The organism is Nocardia sp. NPDC049149 (genome assembly GCF_043197455.1).
Classification (GTDB): Bacteria; Actinomycetota; Actinomycetes; order Mycobacteriales; family Mycobacteriaceae; genus Nocardia.
On record NZ_JBICTD010000001.1, the window covers coordinates 464,548 to 480,880 of the forward strand.

Annotated in this window: 16 protein-coding genes; 7 read left to right on the top strand and 9 right to left on the bottom strand. The window is 67.7% G+C overall.

Translation table 11 applies throughout. The features are described 5' to 3' along the window. Window positions 1-220: 220 nt before the first annotated feature. Together ACGFNJ_RS02300 and ACGFNJ_RS02305 are read right to left on the bottom strand one after the other, a co-directional pair. Window positions 221-874 carry a response regulator transcription factor gene (locus tag ACGFNJ_RS02300; RefSeq protein ID WP_069165511.1) on the bottom strand — a complete coding sequence of 218 codons (654 nt, stop codon included), beginning with the start codon at window positions 872-874 and terminating at the stop codon, window positions 221-223. Next, window positions 871-2,244, bottom strand: a complete 1,374-nt coding sequence (locus tag ACGFNJ_RS02305) for a sensor histidine kinase (protein WP_393442477.1) — start codon at window positions 2,242-2,244, stop codon at window positions 871-873. The genes ACGFNJ_RS02300 and ACGFNJ_RS02305 overlap by 4 nt, the downstream gene beginning before the upstream one ends. Before the next feature lie 92 nt (window positions 2,245-2,336). On the opposite strand from ACGFNJ_RS02305, the gene ACGFNJ_RS02310 reads away from it, so the two are divergent. The 4 genes from ACGFNJ_RS02310 to ACGFNJ_RS02325 all read left to right on the top strand — a co-directional run bounded on the left by ACGFNJ_RS02310 (window position 2,337) and on the right by ACGFNJ_RS02325 (window position 4,592). Then, complete coding sequence (locus tag ACGFNJ_RS02310; RefSeq protein ID WP_393442479.1) at window positions 2,337-2,669, top strand: DUF4190 domain-containing protein; 333 nt, start codon at window positions 2,337-2,339, stop codon at window positions 2,667-2,669. Between the two features lie 51 nt (window positions 2,670-2,720). After that, the gene (locus ACGFNJ_RS02315; RefSeq protein WP_393442481.1) at window positions 2,721-3,407 is read left to right on the top strand and encodes a TrmH family RNA methyltransferase; all 687 of its coding nucleotides are present in this window, start codon (window positions 2,721-2,723) and stop codon (window positions 3,405-3,407) included. A 71-nt stretch (window positions 3,408-3,478) separates the two neighbouring features. Next, window positions 3,479-3,925: a hypothetical protein gene (locus ACGFNJ_RS02320; RefSeq protein WP_393442483.1), complete on the top strand. Its 447-nt coding sequence runs from the start codon at window positions 3,479-3,481 to the stop codon at window positions 3,923-3,925. 100 nt (window positions 3,926-4,025) lie between these two features. After that, the gene (locus ACGFNJ_RS02325) at window positions 4,026-4,592 is read left to right on the top strand and encodes a Uma2 family endonuclease (RefSeq protein WP_393442485.1); all 567 of its coding nucleotides are present in this window, start codon (window positions 4,026-4,028) and stop codon (window positions 4,590-4,592) included. Window positions 4,593-4,662: 70 nt separating this feature from the next. Here ACGFNJ_RS02325 and ACGFNJ_RS02330 read toward each other — a convergent pair whose 3' ends face one another. The 7 genes from ACGFNJ_RS02330 to clpB all read right to left on the bottom strand — a co-directional run bounded on the left by ACGFNJ_RS02330 (window position 4,663) and on the right by clpB (window position 12,678). After that, on the bottom strand, window positions 4,663-5,379 hold the full coding sequence (locus tag ACGFNJ_RS02330; protein ID WP_393442487.1) for a lysoplasmalogenase: 717 nt from the start codon (window positions 5,377-5,379) through the stop codon (window positions 4,663-4,665). Further along, window positions 5,366-6,442, bottom strand: a complete 1,077-nt coding sequence (locus ACGFNJ_RS02335; protein WP_393442489.1) for a beta-ketoacyl-ACP synthase 3 — start codon at window positions 6,440-6,442, stop codon at window positions 5,366-5,368. The genes ACGFNJ_RS02330 and ACGFNJ_RS02335 overlap by 14 nt, the downstream gene beginning before the upstream one ends. A gap of 49 nt (window positions 6,443-6,491) precedes the next feature. After that, complete coding sequence (pyrE, locus tag ACGFNJ_RS02340; protein ID WP_393442491.1) at window positions 6,492-7,073, bottom strand: orotate phosphoribosyltransferase; 582 nt, start codon at window positions 7,071-7,073, stop codon at window positions 6,492-6,494. 2 nt (window positions 7,074-7,075) lie between these two features. Further along, window positions 7,076-7,867 (bottom strand): SDR family NAD(P)-dependent oxidoreductase, encoded by a 792-nt coding sequence (locus ACGFNJ_RS02345; protein ID WP_393442493.1) that lies wholly within the window; start codon window positions 7,865-7,867, stop codon window positions 7,076-7,078. Next, entirely contained in the window at window positions 7,864-9,009 is a 1,146-nt protein-coding gene (locus ACGFNJ_RS02350; RefSeq protein WP_393442495.1) for a hypothetical protein, read from the bottom strand. Before ACGFNJ_RS02350 ends, ACGFNJ_RS02345 begins: the two co-directional genes overlap by 4 nt. A 110-nt stretch (window positions 9,010-9,119) precedes the next feature. Continuing rightward, window positions 9,120-9,911 (bottom strand): DUF5666 domain-containing protein, encoded by a 792-nt coding sequence (locus ACGFNJ_RS02355; RefSeq protein WP_393442497.1) that lies wholly within the window; start codon window positions 9,909-9,911, stop codon window positions 9,120-9,122. Between the two features lie 211 nt (window positions 9,912-10,122). Then, window positions 10,123-12,678, bottom strand: a complete 2,556-nt coding sequence (gene clpB, locus ACGFNJ_RS02360) for an ATP-dependent chaperone ClpB (RefSeq protein WP_393442499.1) — start codon at window positions 12,676-12,678, stop codon at window positions 10,123-10,125. Window positions 12,679-12,998: 320 nt separating this feature from the next. Between clpB and ACGFNJ_RS02365 the strand changes: the two genes are divergently transcribed. The 3 genes from ACGFNJ_RS02365 to ACGFNJ_RS02375 all read left to right on the top strand — a co-directional run bounded on the left by ACGFNJ_RS02365 (window position 12,999) and on the right by ACGFNJ_RS02375 (window position 16,141). Beyond that, a complete protein-coding gene (locus ACGFNJ_RS02365) occupies window positions 12,999-13,934 on the top strand; it encodes an NADP-dependent oxidoreductase (RefSeq protein WP_393442501.1) in 936 nt (311 codons plus the stop codon). A 212-nt stretch (window positions 13,935-14,146) separates the two neighbouring features. Further along, entirely contained in the window at window positions 14,147-15,304 is a 1,158-nt protein-coding gene (locus ACGFNJ_RS02370; protein ID WP_069165497.1) for an FAD-binding oxidoreductase, read from the top strand. Between the two features lie 15 nt (window positions 15,305-15,319). Then, window positions 15,320-16,141 carry an FAD-binding oxidoreductase gene (locus ACGFNJ_RS02375; RefSeq protein ID WP_393442503.1) on the top strand — a complete coding sequence of 274 codons (822 nt, stop codon included), beginning with the start codon at window positions 15,320-15,322 and terminating at the stop codon, window positions 16,139-16,141. Window positions 16,142-16,333: the final 192 nt, after the last annotated feature.

Genomic DNA, 16,333 nt, shown 5'->3' on the forward strand with positions numbered 1-16,333 from the left:
CGCGCTCGGACCAGAGCGCGGGCGTCGCGTCGGCGTCACGCCCGGCCTGCGCGCGCTCGCCAAGCGACCGCGGTGTCGCGTGCTGCGGGTCCTCGGCCTTCCGCGTGGTCATGGGTCAATGGTGCCAGCACCGCACGGATTTACGCGCCCGATTTGTTACTAAAGCGATGTGCATTTGTTCTCGCACCCTTCGCAGATATCCGATTTGCCCGCGCACGGGCTAGCCCTTGAGCCGCAACACCGCGAGCACGCGGCGGTGATGGGTGTCGGAAGGCGGCAGATCGAGTTTGGTGAAGATATTGCCGATGTGCTTTTCCACCGCCCGCTCGGTGACGGTGAGCGCACCGGCAATGGCGTTGTTGGACAGGCCCTGCGCCATCAGCTCGAGCACCTCGCGTTCGCGTGGAGTGAGCCGGGCCAGGGAATCCTGTTGGCGCGATGCTCCCATCAACTGGCTCACCACCTCCGGATCGAGTGCGGTGCCGCCGGTGGCGACCCGATGCAATGCGTCGATGAAATCGCCGACATCGGCGACCCTGTCCTTGAGCAGATACCCGACGCCACTCGCGCCACCTGCGAGTAGTTCGGTGGCATATCGGGTTTCGACCCACTGGGAGAAAACGAGCACGCCCGTCATCGGATACTTGCGGCGCAGCTCGATGGCGGCGAGCAGGCCCTCGTCGGTGAAACTCGGCGGCATCCGCACATCGACGACGGCGACGTCGGGGTTGTGCGTGCCGACCACATCGCTCAACGTGCTGGCGTCCCCGACCATCGCGACCACCTCGTGCCCGCGCTCGGCGAGCAGTCCGGCCAGGCCGTCGCGCAGGATCGCGCTGTCCTCGGCGATCACGATCCGCAGCGACTCGGTCATCGTGACCCTTCTTTCGGCAGCAGGATGGTCACCACGGTCGGTCCGCCGGTGGGACTCTGCACGCTGAGCGTGCCGTCCACCGTGCGGGCCCGCGCGGCCAGGCCCGAAAGTCCGCTGCCCACCGCGATTCCGCCCTCGACGGGCGGCAGCACCCCGCCGATGCCGTTGTCGCGCACCGTGACCGAAACGGTCTGTGCATCGGTCGGCACCACCGACACCCAGGCGCGGGTGGCGTTCGCGTGCTTGACCACGTTGGTGAGCAGTTCCGCGACGGAGAAGTAGGCGATCGCCTCGATCGCCGGGTTCGGACGCTGCGGCAGGTGCACTCGCAGTTCCACCGGCACCGAACAGCGCGCGGCCAGCGTTTCCAGTGCCGGGCCGAGCCCGAGTTCCAGTGCGGGCGGATGGATTCCGCGCACCAGCTCACGCAGCTCGGTCAGCGCCTCCTTGGAGGAGGCGTGCGCGTCCGCGATCAGGTCACGCGGGTCGCCACCGGCCGAAAGCCGATCCTCGGCCCTGCCGAGCGCCATCGCGATGGTGACCAGCCGAGCCTGGGTGCCGTCGTGCAGATCCCGCTCCAGTCGCCGCAGCGTTGCGGTGGAATCGTCGACCGCGGCCTGCCTGCCCTGCTGCAACTCGATGATCCGCCGGTCGCCCGTCGTCGCGCTCAGGCAGGCGATGGTGAGCAGCCGATGCAACCAGCACACGGCCCGCACCACCCAGGGCAACACGAAGCAGCCGATGATGCCGAGCGCGGCGAAGCCGAGCGCCCTCGGCCAGGTGTCGATGTAGTAGTCGCCGAACTGGGCAAGCGAATGATGTTCCACGCCTTGGGCATCGACGTTCATCGGCTGGAAGACCGCCCACGGGATCGGCGAGATCGCGACGAAGAAGGTCATCGCGATCGCGATCAACAGCAGCCAGCCGACGACGACCCCGAGTACCGCCTGCGCGAGCAGGAACAGCGCGGCCCGCCAGCTGGTGCGATCGGTGAACGCGCCTTTGACGAACCCGACCAAGCCCGGCGCGGGAGCGAACGGTGGCGGCGGCGTCACCGGGGTGCCGAGCAGATCCTTGGCCAGCGCCCGGTAGATCCGCCCCCAAGTCCGGCCGCCGAGCAGGACCAGCGCCAGGATCGGCACGCCGACGATGGTGATCGATATCATCAGCCCGCCGCCCCAGCCGACGTACATGTAGCCGAGGGCGACGCAGCCGAGGACGAAAACCGTGAGGAGATAGACGAGTTCCTTCCAGAAGCGGGCCTGGAAGGGGGCAAGCAGAACGGCGCGGGCCACTCCGTCGGCGGACCGTCCGATTTTCTCGGTCGGCCGGTCGAGCACGAGGGTGGCTTCGGCGGGTGTCTCGGTCATGGCTCTCATGGTTGTCGGGGCGGCGGCGGTATTCGATGGAGCTGTCCGCCGAATGGGTGGTGTAGCCAGCTACACCAACTACCATCCTGCCCATGAGCTACCCGCCGCAGCAGCCGCCCTACGGCTATTCAGCCTACGGTCCGCCGCCGGACCATCCACAGGCCACCACCATTCTCATCGTCGGCATCCTCGGCCTGGTGTTCTGCCAGATCCTCGGGCCGGTGGCCTGGGTCATGGGCAAGAAGGCGCTGAACGAGATCGACGCCTCCGGCGGCACGATCGGCGGCCGGACGAACGTCATGGTCGGCTACGTCTGCGGCATCATCAGCACCTGTCTGATCGTCGTCAGCCTGCTGTTCCTCGCGCTGTTCCTGATACTCGGCCTGGTCGGCGTCTTCGCGGGCACGTCGAGCTCGAGCTACTGAGGACCGGACCGGTCGGTCGACGGCGAGACCGCCGGAATTAGCATCGGCGGAGTGAATCACCCAGTACCGGAGGCAACGGAGCAGGACCCGGCGGGGCCGACCGAGTGGGGCGAGCATCCGCACGGGGTCGGGCCGTGGGCGGACGAGCATGCCGAGCCGCCGCCGGACGATCCGCGGCTCGACCAGGAACTGCTGGCCACGGGTGATCGGCGCAACGTCGTCGATGCCTATCGGTACTGGACTCGCGAGGCGATCGTCGCCGATATCGATCGGCGCAGGCACCCGTTCCATGTGGCCATCGAGAACTTCGGGCACGACGCCAACATCGGCACCGTGGTGCGCACCGCGAATGCCTTCGCGGCCGCGGCAGTGCACATCGTCGGCCGCAAACGCTGGAATCGGCGCGGTGCCATGGTGACCGACCGCTACCAGCACATCGAGCACCATGCCAGCATCACCGAGCTGCTGGAGTTCGCGGTGCGCGAAGGGCTCACCGTGGTCGCGGTGGACAACGTGCCGGGCTCGGTCCCGCTGGAAACGGCCGAGCTGCCCGTGCACTGCCTGCTGCTGTTCGGACAGGAAGGCCCCGGCGTCACCGAGCACGCGAAAGACGCGGCGGCCATGACGGTTTCGATCGCGCAGTTCGGCTCGACCCGCAGCATCAACGCCGGTGTCGCCGCGGGCATCGCCATGCACGCCTGGGTGCGCCAGCACGCCGATCCTGCTACCGCCTGGTAGTCCGATCTACACCCGTCCGTGCTGCACGCGGCCTATTCTGGAGATCGGACAGTCGCCAGGTGGAGGCTGGTATGGATCACGGGCGGATTCTTCGCACAGTACTCGGGGTGACAGCCGGGTACCTGGTAGTGCTCGGTCTCTGGCTGGGTTGGCTGCTGCCACACACGCCGCCGGGCACGGTGCCCTATCAGATCGCCGCGCTGGTCGGCCTGTTCGGCTCCTGTGTCGGCATCGGGATGATGCTGGCGGCGCGGCCCGCCAAGGCGGATCGGCGGCTGTGGCGCGAGGGCCTGGAAGGCTGGGCGACGGTACAGGGCGTGCACCCGCTGGAACGCACCGACCACCACACCGAGCTGACCGAACTCGACCTGGAGCTGACCGTCCCCGGCTCCGAAAGCTACCGCGGCACAATAGTTTTCGACGTCACCCCGGCAGACAAGCCCCGACTCGCAGTCGGCGAAACCATCTCGATCCGCGTCGACCCGACCAACCGCGACCGCATCATCGTCGTGCTGTGACCGCGCAGCCACATCTCGCCGCGCGGGGTAGCTGACGGCGCAGGCTGTTTCCATGTGAGAGACTTGCCGCGAGCGACGCCTTAGTGGGGAGGAGGAAGCGATGACTGTCGAAATGCACTGGCCGGATCATCTGCTGACCCTGGCGGACTGGAACGCTCTGCCGGAGGACAACAGCCGTAGTTATGAGCTTGTCGAGGGGGTTCTGCTCGTGTCGCCTAGGCCGGTCTTGCGCCATCAGTATGCGATCCTGCAGCTGGGAGCCCAGCTGGAACCGCAGCTGATCGACTCGCTAAGCGTGGTCACGGAGGCCGAGGTTGTCATCGACCCCGCAACACCGTCAACGGTTCGGGTTCCCGACGTCATGGTCATCCGGACCAAGGCGCTCGACGAGAACCTGCCCCGCGCCAATCCGGAGGACGTCCTCCTGGCGGTAGAGGTTCTCTCCCCCGGCTCGAAGCGCACCGATCGGGTCACCAAGTTCGTGGAGTACGCCGAGGTCGGCATCCAGTACTACTGGCTGATCGATCTCGATGCCCCGCCGAGCCTCTCGGCATACCACCTGATCAACGGTGAATACGAGCTGGTCAGCGAGCGATCTGGCCAGATAACGCTTGATCTGGCAGGAGACCAGATACACCTCGATCTGGCTACGCTGACCAGGAACTGAGCAAGGTCTCAGCATCGAAGCAGATCGCGATCGGACTCTTCGGCCGTGTCGTCGTGCAGCACAACGCGTCTCAATTATCTTTCGGGACAACAGCTTTCACGTGTGCGTGGGGGTCAGCGAGGAGGAATTGGGCTGCGGCGTAGGTGGTCAGGATGACTGCCTCGGCGACGTGGCGCGACCGGTCGCTGCGCGCGAAAATGCGGCGTAGCACGATAAGTCCGTCGGAGGCGGTGAACAGCAGGGCGCCGAGGCCGAGGCGGCTGTGTGGGTCCGCGTCTGGGATATTGAGGCCCGCAACGGTTTTCGCGTCGGGAGCGAGATCGGGGTCGGAGGCGAGCAAGGCGGCGGTGCCGAGTGTCGCGCCGTAGGCGGTCAACGGAACGGCCACCGCGGGGGCTTTCGCCCGCAACAGTCCCGCTGCGCCGAGCCAGGCAAGCAGCCGGGGCGCCGCGATGTCGGGGCGCGGCCTGGCGCCATGGCGCCACCACAGCGCCGAGTACCCGGCCTGCATCACCGCGAACGAGGACGCACCGGCGATCAATCGCCGATCGTTGTCGGGATCGATGAGCAGCACATCGCCGACGGTCGCGGCGCCGAGCGCGCCGAGCAGCACGGTCCGATCAGTCGGGTCGAGCGCGCTGCCCTCGGTGACCACATCGGCCGCGAGCAGCGGCATCAGCAGCGGTTTCGCAAGCCACTGGAGCTTCTCGCGGCCGGTCAGCGCACCGAAGACGGTGACTGCCGCGGCCGCGAGAAATCCGGTGCGAAACGGTCTATTCGACGGCATCGACAGCAAAGCTGGCCTCGGCGGGCGCGGGCGGCAACGTGACCACCTGGCCCGCATAACTCAGGCCTGCACCGAATCCGAGCAGCAACGCCGTCTGACCGCCCTTGGCTTTGCCGGTCACCAGCATTTCTTCCATCGCGAGCGGAATCGAGGCAGCGGAGGTATTTCCGGTGTTCTCGATATCGTTGGCCACCGGGACGTCATCGGCCAGTCCGAGATTCTTCTTCATCAATTCATTGATGCGGGCGTTGGCCTGATGCGGAATGAACACCTCGATGTCCTCTTTGGACACCCCGGATACCTCGAGCGCGGTGGACAGCGCACGCGGCAGAGTCACCGCCGCCCAGCGAAATACCCGAGGGCCCTCCATTCGCAGCGACATCCGGCCGACCGGCTCGATCGCCGGGTCGGTGCCCTGCAGCGCCTGCGCCTTCTCCATGTAGGTCAGGAAGTCGACGTCCTGGGAGATGGCGCTGGCGTTTTCGCCGTCGCTGCCCCACACCGTCGGGGAGATGCCGTTCTCCTCGCTCGGCCCGACCACCACCGCGCCCGCGCCGTCACCGAAGATCATCGCGGTGCCCCGGTCGGTCGGGTCGAGGCCGACGGTCATCGTTTCCGCGCCGATCAGCAGCACGTATTCGGTCGACCCTGCCCGGATCAGGTCCGCGGCCACGCCGAGGCCGTAGCCGAAACCACCGCAGCCGGAGGTCAGGTCGAAGGCGGCGATCCCGTTCAGTCCGAGGTCGTTGGCGACTTTGGGGGCACCGTGCGGGGTCAGCATGAGCCAGCTGGAGGTGGCCAGGATCAGGGTGCCGATCTTGGACCGGTCGATGCCGCTGTTGACGATCGCGCGCTCGCCAGCGGCCGCGGCGATCGACTGCAGCGTCTCGTCGCCGCTGATCCACCTGCGGTTGCGGACACCGGTCCGGTCGTAGATCCACTCCGGGGTGGAATCGAGGACCTCGCACACCTCTTCATTACTGACCACTCGCTCGGGGCGATAGGCACCGATACCGAGCATCGCAACATTGTCGCGATTCTTATTGACTGCAATGCTCACCACTGGTGCTCACACAACCCTTCGCCTTCGAAGAACTTGACCAATGCCCAGGTTATCCCAGGGCCAAATCCTTCAAGCCGAGGATCGACCGGTACTCCAGTCCCTCGGCGGCGATCACCTGATCGGCCCCGGTCTCCCGGTCGACCACGGTGGCGACACCGACCACGGTCGCGCCCGCGTCCCGCAGCGCGCGCACCGCGGTCAGTGGGGAGTTTCCGGTGGTCGTCGTGTCCTCGACCACCAGCACCCGCTTGCCGACGATGTCCGGGCCTTCGATCTGGCGCTGCATGCCGTGCGCCTTCGCCGCTTTGCGCACCACGAAGGCGTCGATCGGCCTGCCCGGCGCGTGCATGACCGCGAACGCGACCGGGTCGGCGCCCATGGTCAGCCCGCCGACCGCGTCGAAGTCCCAGTCCGCGACCAGGTCGCGCAGCAGCTTGCCGATGAGCGGTCCGGCGCGGTGGTGCAGGGTCGCGCGGCGCAGGTCGACGTAGTAGTCGGCCTCCTTGCCCGACGACAGGGTCACCCTGCCGTGGACCACCGCGAGCTCGCGCACCAGCGCGGCCAATCTGTCTCGGTCGGAGCCGGCCGCGGTGCCCAGTGCCGACTCATTGGTGGTTGCCTCGTCGATCATTCCTAAGTCCTTCCGCGCGTGTTGAACAGGCCGCGATTCAGTCGGGCCGCCAGGGTTCGCGGGATCATTCCGGCGACGGTAGTAAGCGCTTTGTACTGCACACCGGGCACACTGAGCACCCGGCCCTTCTCCAGATCACTCAGGGAACCGGCAACTACCCGGTCGACACTCAGCCACAATGCTTTCGGCAGCGACGAGGTATCGATACCGGCTCGCTCATGGAATTCGGTGTGGACGAATCCCGGGCACAGGGCCTGGACCCGGACACCTGTTCCGGCCAGTCCACCTGCCAACCCTTCCGTGAAGGATACGACGTAGGCCTTGGCCGCCGAGTACGTCGATCCCCGCCCAGGAATCACCCCGGCAACACTGGCGAGGTTGACGACCGATCCCTTGGCCGCGGCGATCATAGACGGCAGCGCGGCCCGGGTGAACTGCACCACGGCGGTGACGTTGACATCGACCTCTTCTTGCAGCTGCGCGGGCGACAGCGCCCAGAACTCGCCCGCGTGCCTGAATCCCGCGTTGTTGACCAGGAATTCGACGCCGTCGGCCAGTCTGGCCGCCACCCGCGCGCGGTCCTGCGCCGACGTCAGGTCGGCGACGAGCAGCTCGGAGCGGGTGCCGAAGCGATGCTCCAGCACCGCGGCGAGGGTGCCGAGCCGCTCCTCGTCCCTGGCGACGAGCAGCAGGTCGTAGCCGAGTGAGGCGAGTCGCATCGCGTAACCGTGGCCGATGCCGGAGGTGGGTCCGGTGATCAACGCCACCGGACGGGTGGCGCCGGGCAGGGTCACTGCGGCACAGGTCCCTGATATGGACGGAAGCCTGGATGGAACGGACCGCCGGGCGGGTCGGCCGCGTTGTCGTCGTCACGCGGCGCCGGACGGCGGTCGGCCTCGTCGGGCCAATCCGCATCGGGTCGGTCGTCGCGTGGCGCGTACGGCTCGCGTTGCTCCCGAATCCGTTGTTCGCGCGCGGGCGACCAGTCGTCGTCCGCTGCCCACTCTTCGCGCGGCTCGGGCGACCAGGTGTCCTCGGGCTTGCGGTCCTCGCGCGCCCTTGCCCGCGCGTCCGGGACGACGGCGAGCGAGGGGCGACGGGGCGGTTCGGGTTCGTCGGGCGCCGATTGCGGTGCGCGGTCGTCGAATTCGTCGTCGTAGCCCGGTCCGGCGAACGGGTCGTACTCGTCGTCCTCGCCCGCCCGCGGCGCCTGCACCCTGGCCGCGCCGACGGGCTCGTCCAGGTCGTCGTCGGACTCGTCGGCCCGTTGGCGACCGCGCGGGCGCGGCCTGCCAGGATCGTGCCCGCCGTTGTCGAAGCGCGGCTCGCTCACCGGCGGCAGTACGTGCAGCAGGCCGGACAGGCGGAGCACCGCGTCGATCGCGGTCTCCCAGTCTCGCGACGCGGTGCCGACGGACAGCATGCCCAGCGTCCAGTTGCCCTCGCTCCAGAGCATCTGCACCGTGTCGGGCAGCGTCTCGATGAACGCGACCATGCGCTGATCCACTGCGTGCCTGGCGATTTCCGGGTTGGTCGCGAACACCACCCGGTCGCCGATGGCGCCGAGCAGTTCCAGATCGGCGTCCTTCGGCGGTGATGCGGTCTTGAGCCGCATGTCGACATCGATGTCCGAGCCGATCTGGCGGCGCACCGCGATCAGGGTCGCGGAGTCCTCCAGATCGAACAGCACGAACTTCTCGCCCTTGCGAATTCCGGAGACCACGTCGACCGCGGACAGGTAGCCGAGCTTGGCGAGCGCACCGCGCCGCCAGGTCGAGGGGAGCGCAGGCTCCACCGATACATACGTATAGCCCTGGGATTTCGCCCAGACCTGCCGCGCGTGACCGGTGCGCTGTCGCTGAATCCGATCGAAATACAGCAGTACGATCGCACCCACGAGTGCGATCGCCGCCAGGCCGAACCACATTGCCGTCATCGCCGTCTAGCTTAATGGGAGCGGCGGGACGGAGCCCGACATTGACCCCGCGCCGGGCCGCGCACCACCCGAGTAGCGCAGGCCCGCGCGATATTCGCGGATCGAGTCGTTCATCGCGGGCCATTCGGCAGCGACGTGCTGATGATGACCTTGGCCTGCACCGAACCATCGGGTGCCTTGTCGCCCTGGACCAGCACGATGTCGCCTGCGGGTAGATCGGAAACCTTGGTGCCGGACACCGAGATCACCTGGGTGTTCGCGTCGGTGTGCACGGTGACCGTTGCACCGAGCAGGGTGTTGATGGTGAGCGTTCCGCCGTTGTTCGCGGTGATGGTGCCCATGGTCGCGCCGAGACTGTCGATGTCGCCGAGGCCGGGGATGCTCGGCGTGCCGCTCGGGCGGGGCTGGCCGGTGCGCGGCGTGCCCGGGGTCGGTTGGCGCGCGGTCGGGAACGCCGAGGTGCTCGCGGCGGTGGTCGACGACGAATCCTTGCCGCTGAGCAGGACTCCCGCGACCACACCCACCACCGCGATCAGCGCGACGCCGACGAAGAGGAGCGCGATCCACAACCCGGTGTTGCGCCGCGGCGGCTCCGGCGGCGCGTCCTGTGGCATGCCGGGTGGGACCGGACCGCCCGGCGCAGCCCCCTGCCACTCAGTGCCGTAGGCGCCCTCGTACGCACCCCATTGATGGTCGGCGGGCGGAAACTCCCGGGTGGCGTTCAGCGGCGGTGACCACGGCTCGAACTGCTCGGTCGCCGGATACGCCGAGGGCGCGCCCGACCCGTACGCCTCGGCATACTCCGTGGTGTGCGGCGGCTGCTCGAACCCGGACTTGCCCGCCAGGTACTCGGTCGGCGCATCCTCCGGCCGCTGTCCCCACGGATCGTTCGGGTTGGTCATGGACTCCAGGTTAGGCGGCTCGGGCGCTGCGGTCAGGTAGACGACGCTCCTGCGCCGGATACCGCGCGCGCCATGGTCCACCTCGGTGCCCTGTCGCATAAACGCCGCACGGCGGCACGACCGGGCGCCGCCGACATGGTGCCGACGCCGAGCGGCGCGCCGACGCATCGATACCCGCGAAGGGATCGAACGCCGACGCGCCGCGCCTGCCTTACTTGCCGACGATGAGCCCGTCACCGTCCGGCACGGTGTTCACCTTGACCGTGTCGCCGTCGGTAATCTCGCCTGACAGCAGCTCTTTGGCCAGCGTGTCACCGATCGCCTGCTGGATCAGCCTGCGCAGCGGGCGCGCACCGTAGACCGGGTCGTACCCGCGCACCGCGAGCCAGAACCGCGCCGAATCGCTGACGTCCAACTTCAGCCTGCGCTGCGACAGCCGCTTCTGCAGCTGGTCGAGCTGGATGTCGACGATGCTTTCCAGCTGCTCCTCGTCGAGCGGGTGGAACATCACCACGTCGTCGAGGCGGTTGAGGAACTCCGGCTTGAAGGCCGAACGCACCGCGTTCATCACGAACTCGCGCTCGCCACCGGCACCCAGATTCGAGGTCAGGATGAGGATGGTGTTGCGGAAGTCCACCGTGCGGCCCTGGCCGTCGGTGAGCCGACCCTCGTCGAGCACGGCGAGCAGGATGTCGAACACATCCGGGTGCGCCTTCTCGATCTCGTCGAACAGCACCACCGTGTACGGCCTGCGCCGCACCGCCTCGGTGAGCTGACCGCCCTGGTCGTAGCCGACGTAGCCGGGCGGAGCGCCGACCAGGCGAGCCACCGCGTGCTTCTCGCTGTACTCGCTCATGTCGATCCGGACCATGGCGCGTTCGTCGTCGAACAGGAAGTCCGCCAACGCTTTTGCCAGCTCCGTCTTGCCGACACCGGTCGGGCCGACGAACAGGAACGAGCCGGTCGGCCGGTTCGGGTCCGCGACGCCTGCCCGCGCCCGGCGCACCGCGTCGGACACCGCCTGCACCGCCTCGGTCTGGCCGACCACCCGCTTGCCGAGCTCGTCCTCCATCCGCAGCAGCTTCTGGGTTTCGCCCTCGAGCAGCCTGCCGACGGGGATGCCGGTCCACGAACCGACCACCTCGGCGATGTCGTCGGGTCCGACCTCCTCCTTCAGCATCACGTCGCCGTCACCGGCGACCTTCGACACCTGCTCGGCCTCGCTGAGCTGCTTCTCCAAGTCGGGGATGTCCTTGTACCGCAGCTTGGAGACCGTCTCCAGGTCGCCGTCGCGGTCAGCCCTTTCCTCCTCGCCGCGCAGGGATTCCAGTTCCTTCTTGAGGACCTGGACCTGGTCGATCGCCTTCTTCTCGTTCTGCCAGCGGGTGGTCAGCTGGTTGAGTTTCTCTCTGGCGTCGGCCAATTCGGCGCGCAGTTTCTCCAGCCGCTGTTTGGAGGCGTCGTCGGTCTCCTTGCTCAGCGCGAGCTCTTCGATCTCCAGGCGGCGCACCGCGCGCTCGATCTGGTCGATTTCCACTGGGCGGGAGTCGATTTCCATCTTCAACCGGGATGCCGACTCGTCGACCAGGTCGATCGCCTTGTCCGGCAGGAACCGCGAGGTGATGTAGCGGTCGCTGAGGGTCGCCGCGGCGACCAGCGCGGAGTCGGTGATGCGCACGCCGTGGTGGTTCTCGTAGCGCTCCTTGAGGCCGCGCAGGATGCCGATGGTGTCCTCCACCGACGGCTCACCGACGAACACCTGCTGGAACCGGCGTTCCAGGGCGGCGTCCTTCTCGATGTGCTTGCGGTATTCCTCCAGCGTGGTCGCGCCGACCAGGCGCAGCTCACCGCGGGCGAGCATGGGCTTGATCATGTTGCCCGCGTCCATCGCGGATTCGCCGGTGGCACCGGCGCCGACGATGGTGTGCAGCTCATCGATGAACGTGATGATCTGTCCCGCACTGTTTTTGATGTCTTCCAGCACGGCCTTGAGCCGCTCTTCGAACTCACCGCGATACTTCGCGCCCGCGACCATCGCGCCGAGATCGAGCGAGACAACGGACTTGCCGCGCAACGATTCCGGGACGTCGCCCGCGACGATGCGCTGGGCAAGGCCCTCCACGATCGCGGTCTTGCCGACGCCTGGCTCGCCGATCAGCACCGGGTTGTTCTTGGTGCGGCGGCTCAAAACCTGGACGACGCGCCGGATTTCGGTGTCGCGGCCGATGACCGGGTCGAGCGTGCCCGCGCGAGCGAGCTCGGTGAGGTTGGTGGAGTACTTCTCCAGCGCCTGGTAGCTGGCCTCGGGATCGGGGCTGGTCACCCGCGCACTGCCGCGCACGGTGGTGAATGCTTCGCGCAATGCCTCGGCGGTCGCGCCGTACTTGAGCAGCAGCTGCGACACATCGGAATCGCCGCTGGCCAGGCCGACGAGCACATGCTCGGTCGAGATGTATTCGTCGCCCAACTCGGTGGCCAGGCGCTGTGCCGTATTGAGAGCGGCCAGCACCTCGCGGCCGAATTGCGGTGCGGTGGTGGCGCCGGTCGCGCGCGGCAGCCGCTCGACGATGTCGTTGGCCTCGCCTCGCACGGATACCGGGTCGACGCCGACGGCCTTGAGCAGCGGGGCGGCGATGCCGTCGGTTTGATCCAGCAACGCCACCAGCAAATGCGCAGGACGAACCTCCGGGTTGCCCGCGGCGGAAGCCGCCTGCTGGGCGGCGGCCAGGGCCGCCTGGGTCTTGGTGGTGGGATTGAACGAGTCCACGAATCACCTTCCTACTAGTCGATGTCGACGGCGCCGGAGCCTGGTTCCACGCGAACTCCCGCGCGGTTCCGTGCCGTTCCCTACGTCCAACGTCGGAAAGGTTGAGTCTGTTCCACTCAAGTCTAGATAAACAGTATCGCGTAGCGATTCGATGGGGGGTGGTGGTCGGGTGACGGGTGGGCTTCTCGCACCTCTGAACGCTACCGCCGCGACACCCTCCCAATGCGACGAATCACCTCGTCCATGGGGTATGGATGCATACGATGGCCCATGCCGTTAGTTGATGCATCACTCTTCAGCCCGATTCAAGGAGCGAATGGATGCGCGCGATCGTCGTACGGAAGTTCGGAGCCACCCCGGAGTTGATCGACATGCCGGTCCCCGAGGTAGGCCCCGGCACCGTCCGGGTACAACTCGAAGCGGCAGGGGTCAATCCGTTCGACGCGAAGCTGGCCGACGGCATCCTGGACGGCAAACTGCCACACGACTTTCCGATGATCCTCGGGGTGGACGGCGCGGGCACCATCGCCTCCGTCGGGCCGGGCGTCAACCGATTCGCCGTCGGCGATCGGGTGGTCGGGAAGTTCCTCGGTTCGCCCGTCGGCCACGGCAGCTTCGCCGAATTCGCGGTGATCCCGGAGAACGGCACGCTGGTGCACATTCCCGAGGGGGTGCCGACCGTGACGGCCGCGGCGCTACCCATCGCGGGCATCACCGCACAGGACCTCGTGGACGCCACCGGGATCGAACCGGGACAGACCGTGCTCATCGTCGGCGCCACCGGCGGCGTCGGCTCCTTCCTTGTCCAACTCGCGAATATCGCGGGCGCGCACGTCATCGCGACCGCCCGCGGCACCGTCGCCGATCAGATGACCAGGCTCGGCGCGGCGGAGACCGTCGACTACACCTCGGGCCCGATTCGCGAGCAAGTCGCTGCCGCGCATCCCGACGGCATCGACGTCCTCTTCGATCTGGTCAGTCCGCCGGAGGTGCTCGCGGAGCTGACCGGCCTCGTCCGCGACGGCGGCACCGTCTACTCCACCATCTTGGCCGCCGACGAAGCGGCGCTGCAGGCGCGCGGCCTGCGCGGCGGCAACATCGAATCCAAGGGCGGGGCATCGGAGTTGGCCCGCCTCCTCGACCGGGTCGCCGAGGGTGACGTGGTGGTCCCCATCGACGCCACCGTCCCCCTCGCCGACGGCCCGGCAGTCATCGGCGCCCCCGGCGCCCGCGGCAAAACCGTCCTCGCGATCTGAGCCGTACCGGGCCGAGGGCCCGGCTCCCACACCGCGGTGTGACCTCGACGGCATGGCCGCAACACCTGGTGTTTGCCCACCGATTACCGTTTGGCCCGGTCTTCAGTGGCATAGCCACACGACCACGGGATTTTCGGGGATACTGGTCGGCGGAGGACCGCCGGTTACGGGTACGTCCCCGGGCAGAACTGAGGGAAAGGAAGCTCCACGTCGTGGATGCGCGTTCGGCTGCGCTGGTCCGCGCCAACTTCCGTTCGGTGATCGAGGCACCGAACGGACCCGAGCGGTTGGTCAGTGCGTTCTACGGTCATTTGTTCGCCGAGAACCCACAACTGCGCGAACTCTTTCCGCCTGCGATGGACATGCAGGCGAAACGGATCGCCACGGCGATCCAGTATGTGCTCGATCATCTCGAGGACTGGGGACGGGCGCAGAAATTCCTCGAACAACTGGCTCGCGACCACCGCAAGTACGGGGTCGACGCGGCGCACTACGACGCCGCAGGCCGGGCGCTGCTCGCTGCCTTCCGCGCGTACAACGGCGCGGCTTGGCATCGTGGTCTGGAGGAGGGCTGGCGCGACATCACCATCCTGATCTCCGCGTCCATGGCGATCGGCGCGAATTCCGATAAGTCCCAGCCGTACTGGGAGGCGACCGTGGTCGGCCACCGCAGGGTGCTGGAAGACCTGGCCATCGTTCGGCTGCAATCGGAAAGCCCGATCCCCTATCAGGCCGGGCAGTACGTGCCACTCACGGTGCCGCAGCGGCCCAAGATGTGGCGCTACTTCTCGCCGGCGATCCCCGCGAACCCGTACGGCGAGATCGAGTTCCACATCCGCAAGATCCGCGGCGGCTGGGTGAGCCCCGCCATCGTCAACGAGACCAGGGTCGGCGACCGCTGGCAGATCGCGGGACCGCTCGGCGGACTGCACGTCGACCGGGACAGCGGGCGCGACGTGCTGATGATCGGCGCGGGCACCGGCATCGCGCCGCTGCGCGCCCAGCTGATCGAGATGGGGCAGCGCGGCATCAACCCGCGCGTGCACTTCTTCATCGGCGGCCGCTACCCCTGCGATCTCTACGACGTGGAGAACATGTGGCAGCTCTCGCAGAGCAACCCGTGGCTCACCATCGTCCCGGTCTGCGAACAGAAGACCAATCCGTGGTGGTATCCGCATCCGCCGCAGGAAGAGCCGTACGGCATGCATCGCCGGTTGATCGGTAACCTGGGCGCGGTGGTCGCGAGCTTCGGCGCCTGGGCGGACCGACAGATCCAGATCGCCGGGTCGGCGAAGATGATCGCGGACACCCGCCGTGCGTTGATCGCGGTCGGTACTCCGGAGCACATCATCAGCTCCGACCCTGTGTGACGAAGGAGGCCCCACATGGGGGATGGCAGCGGACGAAGTCCGGGGGGCGGGTGGGATCCGCGGGACCCGAGTGCACTCGGCAATGGTGCACAACACCAGCCCGAGTGGACCGCGACGGTAGTCGGACACCACCGAATCCGTCATGACCTTGCGGTGATCCGCCTGATCGGCGAGTTCGTCCCGTTCCTCGCCGGGCAGTCCGTCGAGGTGACGGTGCCGCAGCAGGCGAGCATGCGGCGCAGGCTGTCCCCTGCGCTGCCGCCGTCGTTGGACGGCAAGCTGGAATTCCATGTGCGCACGGTGCCGGGCGGGTGGTGCAGCGGGTCCATCGTCGCCGACACCAGGCCGGGCGATGAGTGGACGATCCGCGCGCCGCAAGGCACCTTCGCGATCGACCCGGCGGGCGACGACGTGGTGCTGGTCGCGGGCGGCACCGGGCTTGCCCCGCTGCGGGCGCAGATCCTCGATCTGACGCGGGTGCCGGATCCGCCGCACACCTATCTCTTCTTCGGCGGCAAGACCCCGCGCGATCTGTACGCCGAGGACATGCTTTACCTGCTGGCCGGGGAACTGCCGTGGCTGACGGTGATTCCGGTGGTCGAGAGCCCGGACGATCCCGGCTGGATCGATGAGTGGTACGAGCGCAGCCGCGTCGACATCACCTTCCCGCCGGACGAGGTGCTGTTCGGCACGCTCGCCGACGTGATGGCGTCGCACGGCGCGTTCGACAGCCATCAGGTGCTGGTGTGCGGCTCCCCCGCCATGGTCCGCGCGACCGTCGATCGGTTGCTCGACAACGGAACTCCGCCGGAGCGCATCCAATTCGAAGGTATGTGAGCTGGCCTAGCTCAGTCACGGCGGACCTGAGCGGCAGCGAGGCTAAGGGGTGGCGAGCTCGGCCGAGCTGAGCCGTAGCGAGGCGGGGTCCGCACGCGAAACCTGATCCGTTGACCGGAAATCCGGCCGCGCTGCAGGGCGCGGCCGGATTCCGGGTGTCCGGGATAACGGGAGGGGTCGACATCCCGGACA